This window comes from Candidatus Streptomyces philanthi (genome assembly GCF_059553635.1).
Genome location: NZ_JCANQV010000283.1, coordinates 1 through 7,058 on the forward strand (window position 1 = coordinate 1; position 7,058 = coordinate 7,058).

The 7,058-nt window shown below is 74.6% G+C and carries 4 protein-coding genes and 2 pseudogenes; 4 read left to right on the forward strand and 2 right to left on the reverse strand.

The window, feature by feature from the left end; genetic code table 11:
• Positions 1–871, forward strand: a pseudogene (locus AC51EU_RS24565) (hypothetical protein); the annotation flags it as partial.
• 115 nt (positions 872–986) lie between these two features.
• On the opposite strand, the gene AC51EU_RS24570 reads toward AC51EU_RS24565, so the two are convergent.
• Positions 987–1,814, reverse strand: coding sequence for a DUF3109 family protein (locus AC51EU_RS24570; RefSeq protein ID WP_496269239.1), 828 nt, complete (start codon positions 1,812–1,814; stop codon positions 987–989).
• A gap of 57 nt (positions 1,815–1,871) precedes the next feature.
• Between AC51EU_RS24570 and AC51EU_RS24575 the strand changes: the two genes are divergently transcribed.
• The 3 genes and pseudogenes from AC51EU_RS24575 to ilvD form a co-directional block, all read left to right on the forward strand.
• A complete protein-coding gene (locus AC51EU_RS24575; protein ID WP_496269240.1) occupies positions 1,872–2,804 on the forward strand; it encodes a Ppx/GppA family phosphatase in 933 nt (310 codons plus the stop codon).
• A 46-nt stretch (positions 2,805–2,850) separates the two neighbouring features.
• Positions 2,851–3,690, forward strand: a complete 840-nt coding sequence (locus tag AC51EU_RS24580) for a sugar phosphate isomerase/epimerase family protein (protein ID WP_496269241.1) — start codon at positions 2,851–2,853, stop codon at positions 3,688–3,690.
• 160 nt (positions 3,691–3,850) lie between these two features.
• A pseudogene (gene ilvD / locus AC51EU_RS24585) lies at positions 3,851–5,842 on the forward strand (dihydroxy-acid dehydratase); the annotation flags it as partial.
• A gap of 58 nt (positions 5,843–5,900) precedes the next feature.
• On the opposite strand, the gene AC51EU_RS24590 reads toward ilvD, so the two are convergent.
• A partial coding sequence (locus tag AC51EU_RS24590; RefSeq protein WP_496269242.1) for an outer membrane protein assembly factor BamB family protein occupies positions 5,901–7,058 on the reverse strand: 1,158 nt, incomplete at its 5' end.

Sequence of the window (7,058 nt, forward strand, 5' to 3'; positions counted from 1 at the left end):
CGTGGAAGGGCGCGGCGGCGCACGGACGCACGGTGGGAGCCTCCGTGGTTTTGCCTCCAGGGCAAACGGTTCTCCGCGCTACGACCGCTCCGGATTCCCCGTCGCCCCCACCGACCACACCGTCCTCCGCGGCCGTGCCTTCTCCGCCGCTCTCCTCGCCGCGGTGCTGCTCGCCCCGGTGTGTGCCGTGTGGGCCGCGTACCACGACGCCCCGGCGGCCCGTACGACCGTGACCGCCCCCTCCACGCCCGCCGGCGCGCCGGACGGCGCCCGCCGCCCCTCCGCGCCGTACGAGAACGCCGGGAGCGCCGACGCGATGCCCCGGCGCGGAGCGGGCGGGGACGGCGGACCGGCGGGGGCGTCGGCCCGCCTGCTCACCACACAGGAAGCGCCGGAGCGGCCGGACACGGCGGATCATCCCTCCAGAGGGGAGGCCAGGCCGGCGGCCCTCACCCGGGACGACGAGCACGCCACCGGGGACGGACCGCCCGCGCTCCGGAGAGGGGCATACCGCGTGCCGCAGCGCCGGCCCGCCGCACCACGGCTCGCGGCCGAGCCCTACCGCGTGCGGGACACGCAGCGCCCCGTGACCGGTGACCCGCACTCCCCGTCCGGCGACCCGTACCCGGCCCCGCCGCCGGCGACCGTCTCCGGCTACGGGCCCGACCCTGAACCCCCGGGCGGGCAAACCCCCCACGTCCTGCCCGCCACGACCGGGGACACGGACACGGTCGAGCCGCCCGGGGCACAGCCCCTCCCGGCCGCCCTCACCGTCCCGGCCTTCGTCCTCACGCACCTCACCGCGGCGGAGGCACCGCTCCCCGCCCCGGCGTCGTTCTCCCCGGACGACGCCCCGGGGGCGTCCCGCTGAACCGTCCGGGCCCGCGGTGGGACACACGGCGCGGACCACCGGCCGCACCGTTCCCGCCGACGGGCCTTCCGGGCGCCTTCCTCCCGCGCAAAGCGCCCTGGGTCCCCTGCGTTCCTCAGTCCCGCCGCACCGGGTCCGCCGGGTGCGGCGCCATCGGCAGCGTCGCCGCCAGGCGTTCCTCGCACAGTTCGACGAGCTTGGCGTAGCCCTTCTCGCCCATCAGCTCGGTCAGTTCGGGCCGGTAGGAGACATAGACCGGCTCGCCCGCGCCATGGGCCGAGGTGGCCGAGGTGCACCACCAGTGCAGGTCGTGGCCGCCGGGGCCCCAGCCGCGCCGGTCGTACTCGCCGATCGTCACCTGGAGGATCCGGGTGTCGTCGGGCCGGTCGATCCAGTCGTAGGTGCGGCGCACCGGCAGCTGCCAGCAGACGTCCGGCTTGGTCTCCAGCGGCTCGCGGCCCTCGCGCAGCGCGAGGATGTGCAGCGAGCAGCCCGCGCCCGCCGGGAAGCCGGGGCGGTTCTGGAAGATGCACGAGCCCTGCCAGCGCCGGGTCTGCCGGTCGCCGTCCTCGTCCTCCTCCGTCCAGCCGCTGGTGGTGCCCACATCGTGGAACTGCCACAGCTCGGGCGTGAGACGCGCCACATGTCCGGCGACGCGCTTCTCGTCGTCCTCGTCGGAGAAGTGGGCCCCGAGGGTGCAGCAGCCGTCGTCGGCGCGTCCGGCCTGGATGCCCTGGCAGCCGCTGCCGAAGATGCAGGTCCAGCGGGAGGTCAGCCAGGTCAGGTCGCAGCGGAAGACCTGCTCGTCGTCCGCGGGGTCGGGGAAGGTGACCCAGGCGCGGGCGAAGTCGAGGCCCACCTCGTCGGCGGGCGCCTCGGCGGCGCGCCGCTTCGCGTGCTTGGCGGGGGAGGTGTCCCGCTTCCCCTTTTTCTTCTCAGCCACGGATCCAGCGTAAGGCGCAGTGCGGCGGACATCCGTCACGGCAGTAGGTTTCCCCTCATGAGACTCGGTGTCCTCGATGTGGGTTCGAACACGGTGCACCTCCTGGTGGTGGACGCGCACCCCGGGGCGCGCCCCCTGCCCGCCTACTCGCACAAGGCGGAGCTGCGGCTCGCCGAACTGCTCGACCCGGACGGCGCGATATCCGACGAGGGCGTGGAGCGGCTGGTCGCCACCGTCCTGGAGGCGCTGCGGATCGCCGAGGACAAGGGTGTCGAGGACGTCCTCCCGTTCGCCACCTCCGCGGTCCGCGAGGCCGCCAACGGCGAGGTCGTCCTCAAGCGGGTCGCCGAGGAGACCGGCGCGGCGCTGCGGGTGCTCTCCGGGGAGGACGAGGCCCGGCTGACCTTCCTCGCCGTCCGCCGCTGGTTCGGCTGGTCGGCCGGCCGCCTCCTCGTCCTGGACATCGGCGGCGGTTCCCTGGAGATCGCGTACGGCATCGACGAGGAGCCGGACGCGGCGGTGTCGCTGCCGCTCGGCGCGGGCCGGCTGACCAACGGCCAGCTGCCCGGCGATCCGCCCGACGCGGACGCGGTGCGGGCGCTGCGCCGCCGGGTGCGTGCCGAGATCGCCAAGGTGGTGAGCGATTTCACCCGCTACGGCGCGCCCGACCACGTCGTCGGCACGTCCAAGACGTTCAAGCAGCTCGCGCGGATGGCCGGCGCGGCGCGGGCCGGCGACGGGCTCCACGTCCAGCGGGAGCTGGAGCGCAAGAAGCTGGAGGAGTGGGTGCCGCGGCTGGCGGAGATGCCGGCGCGGCGGCGGGCCGGGCTGCCCGGGGTGTCCGAGGGGCGGGCCCGGCAGCTGCTGGCCGGGGCGCTGGTGGCGGAGGGGGCGATGGACCTCTTCGGCGTGGACTCGCTGGAGATCTGCCCGTGGGCGCTGCGCGAGGGCGTCATCCTGCGCCGGCTGGACCACCTGCCCCCGGCGTGAGGAACCTCCTGCCGCGCACGGGGCGGTGGCCCGTACGCTGTCCCTCGTGACAGAGCCAGTGGTGCGCATTCCGGAGGCGAAGGTCGCGCTGTCCACGGCGTCGGTGTACCCGGAGTCGACGGCGACGGCCTTCGAGACCGCCGCGCGGCTCGGTTACGACGGCGTCGAGGTCATGGTGTGGACGGACCCGGTCAGCCAGGACGTGGAGGCGCTGCGGCGGCTCTCGGACTACCACGGGGTGCCGGTGCTCGCGGTGCACGCGCCCTGTCTGCTGATCACGCAGCGGGTGTGGTCCACCGACCCGTGGATCAAGCTGCGGCGGGCCCGCAGCGCGGCGGAGCGGCTGGGGGCCTCCACCGTCGTCGTGCATCCGCCGTTCCGCTGGCAGCGCGGGTACGCGCGGGACTTCGTGCGCGGGGTGTGGCGGATGGAGCACGAGACGGATGTGCGTTTCGCCGTGGAGAACATGTACCCGTGGCGCTACCGGGACCGCGAGATGCTGGCGTACGCGCCGGCCTGGGACCCCACCGACGACGACTACCGCCACTTCACCGTCGACCTCTCGCACACCGCCACCGCCCGCAGCGACGCGCTGGAGATGGTCGACCGGATGGGCGACCGGCTCGCCCATGTCCATCTCGCCGACGGCAACGGCTCCCACAAGGACGAGCACCTGGTGCCCGGCCGCGGCAGCCAGCCCTGCGCCCAGCTGCTGGAGCGGCTGGCCGCCACCGGGTTCGACGGCCATGTGGTGATCGAGGTGAACACCCGGCGCGCGATGTCGGCGGCCGAGCGCGAGGCCGACCTCGCCGAGGCGCTGGCCTTCACCCGGCTGCACCTGGCCTCGCCCGCGCCGGCGCCGGAGGGACGGGGCCGCCGGGGCTGACCGCCCGCGGCGCCGTACGGAGGCCGTCCGCACTCCGGGCGGGCGTCTCACACCCCGGAACCCCTGTCCGGATCTTGGATCATCGGCGTACCCTCGGCCACAGCTGATGTACGGCGTCCCCCGGTGCGCGGCAGCGCCACGCTCCGCCGCGCGGGGGCGTGCGCGCGAAACCCGAGGAGTGACCACCGTGCCCGAGCTGAGGTCCCGCACCGTTACCCATGGCCGCAACATGGCCGGCGCCCGCGCCCTGATGCAGGCGTCGGGCGTAGCGCGCGAGGACTTCGGCAAGCCGATCGTCGCGGTCGCCAACAGCTTCACCGAGTTCGTCCCCGGCCACACCCACCTCCAGCCGGTCGGCCGGATCGTCTCCGAGGCGATCAAGGAGGCCGGCGGCATCGCCCGCGAGTTCAACACCATCGCCGTCGACGACGGCATCGCCATGGGCCACGGCGGGATGCTCTACTCCCTGCCGTCCCGTGACCTGATCGCCGACTCCGTCGAGTACATGGTCGAGGCGCACTGCGCGGACGCCCTGGTCTGCGTCTCCAACTGCGACAAGATCACCCCGGGGATGCTGATGGCCGCGATGCGGCTGAACATCCCCACCGTCTTCGTCTCCGGCGGCCCGATGGAGGCCGGCCGCGCCACCCTCGTCGACGGCACGGTCCGCAAGCTGGACCTGATCAACGCCATCTCGGACGCCGTCAACGAGAACGTCTCCGACGAGGACATCCTCCGCATCGAGAACAACGCCTGTCCCACCTGCGGCTCCTGCTCCGGCATGTTCACCGCCAACTCGATGAACTGCCTCACCGAGGCCATCGGCCTCTCCCTCCCCGGCAACGGCTCCGTCCTCGCCACCCACACCGCCCGCAGGGCCCTCTACGAGAACGCGGGCCGCACGGTCGTCGAGATCGCCAAGCGGTACTACGACGAGGACGACACCACCGTCCTGCCCCGCTCCGTCGGGTCCCGCGCCGCCTTCGAGAACGCCATGGCCCTCGACATCGCCATGGGCGGCTCCACCAACACGATCCTCCATCTCCTCGCCGCCGCCCAGGAGGCCGGACTCGACTTCGACCTGGAGGACATCAACGCGGTCTCCCGCCGCGTGCCCTGCCTCGCCAAGGTCGCCCCGAACGTCGCCCCCGGCGGCACGTACTACATGGAGGACGTCCACCGCGCCGGCGGCATCCCCGCCATCCTCGGCGAGCTGTACCGCGGCGGACTGCTCAACGAGGACGTGCACACCGTCCACAGCGCCTCCCTCGCCGACTGGCTTGAAAAATGGGACGTGCGCGGCAAGGCCGCGTCCTTGGGGGGCGGTGGTCGGGAGACGGGTGGGCGGGACGTCCGCGGCAAGGCCGCGTCCTTGGGGGGCGGTGGTCGGGAGACGGGTGGGCGGGACGTGCGCGGCGGCTCGCCGTCCGCCGAGGCCGTCGAGCTGTGGCACGCGGCCCCCGGCTGCGAACGCTCCGCCACCGCCTTCTCCCAGTCCGCGCGCTGGGACTCCTTGGACCTGGACGCCGAGGGCGGCTGCGTCCGCGACGTGGCGCACGCCTACTCCGCCGACGGCGGCCTCGCCGTCCTCAAGGGCAATCTCGCCGTCGACGGCTGCGTCGTGAAGACCGCCGGGGTCGACGAGTCCATCTGGACGTTCGAGGGCCCCGCCGTGGTCTGCGAGTCGCAGGAGGAGGCCGTCGAGAAGATCCTCGGCAAGCAGGTCAAGGAGGGCGACGTCGTCGTCATCCGCTACGAGGGCCCCAAGGGCGGCCCCGGCATGCAGGAGATGCTCTACCCGACGTCCTTCCTCAAGGGCCGCGGCCTCGGCAAGGCGTGCGCCCTGGTCACCGACGGCCGCTTCTCCGGCGGCACCTCCGGCCTCTCCATCGGCCACGCCTCCCCCGAGGCGGCCTCCGGCGGCACCATCGCCCTCGTCCAGGACGGCGACCGCATCCGCATCGACATCCCGAACCGCTCCATCGAACTCCTCGTCGACGACACCGAACTGACGGCCCGCCGCGACGCCCTCGGCGGCGTCTACGCCCCCCGCCACCGCGACCGCAAGGTCTCCGCTGCCCTGCGCGCCTACGCCGCCATGGCCACCAGCGCCGACAAGGGCGCGGTCCGCGATGTGAGCCGGCTGGGCTGAGGACCGGGCGCGAGGGGCCCTGCCTGCCGGAGACGGCGGGCAGGGCCCCTCACTGTTCTCACCAGCCCCCCGGGTCCCGCACCGGCGCCCCGAAGACCGTGCCGTCGGGGGCCGCGCCGTAGACGCGGGAGCCGTGGGGAGCGAGGACGGGGGAGGGGAGGGACTCCAGGTAGCCGTGGTGGCGGTCGGCGGCGAGGCGGGGGCGGGTCTGGCCGAGAAGGCCGCCCGTGCGGGCGTCGACGGCCAGCAGGCGGCCGTCGGCAGCGGTGAAGTACAGGCGGTCGCCGGTGGCCACGGGGGCCGAGCCGCGGCTGACGGAGGTCTCGGTGTCCCACTTCCGCGCGCCGACGGCCCGGAGGGCACCGCCCTCGGCCAGCAGGTACACCGTCTCGCCGCGCACCACGGCGGCCACCCCGTCCATCGGCGCGGCCAGCGGCAGCCGTTCGGTGCGCCTGCCGCGCGGGTCGTAGCGGACGACGGACGTCGTACGGAAGCTGAGCTTCGGGTCGGCGGCGGTGAGGTAGAGCGAGCCCGAGGTGCCGGTTCCGGCGACGGTGAGGGAGCCGGGCAGCCGTGCCCGCCAGCGCGGGGTGCCGTCCTCCACGCCGATGGCGGTGACCTGGGTGGTGGTGCCGTCGGCGGACGGTTCGGCGGCGTACGCGGTCCCGTCGTCGCCGAACGCGGCGAACGCGGGCAGCCGGTGGCCCGGATAGGACCGCTGCCACCTCGTGCGGTGGGTGGCGCTGTCGAGCGCGGTGACCGTGCCGTCCCCGGCCGTCAGCAGCACCCGCCCGCCGACGATCCGCGCGCCGCCCTCGTACCGGCCCAGGCCGGTGCTCCACCGGGTGGCGCCGTGCCCTCCGGGCGACGGGTCGAGCGCGAAGAGGCGCGAGCCGTCGGCGGAGGTGACGTACAGCAGTCCGCCGGACGGTACGGGCGGGGTGGGCGGCGCGTCCTGCACCCCGGCGGGGCCGCTCGTACGGCGCCACAGGACCCGGCCGGTGTCCGCGTCGAGCCGGGAGGCGAGGACGCCGCGCTGGGCGCAGAACAGGGCCGGGTCCTTCCCCCGCGCATCGCCGCCGAAGGAGCAGAACGGCATCTCGGCGCGGTAGCCCGCGGGCCGCTCCACCAGCGTCGTCCGCCACGGGGCGACGGCGGCGCCGGCGTGCGAGGGACGGGTCTGGAGCGCGTCGTCCGGCCCCGACCCGCCGCCGGA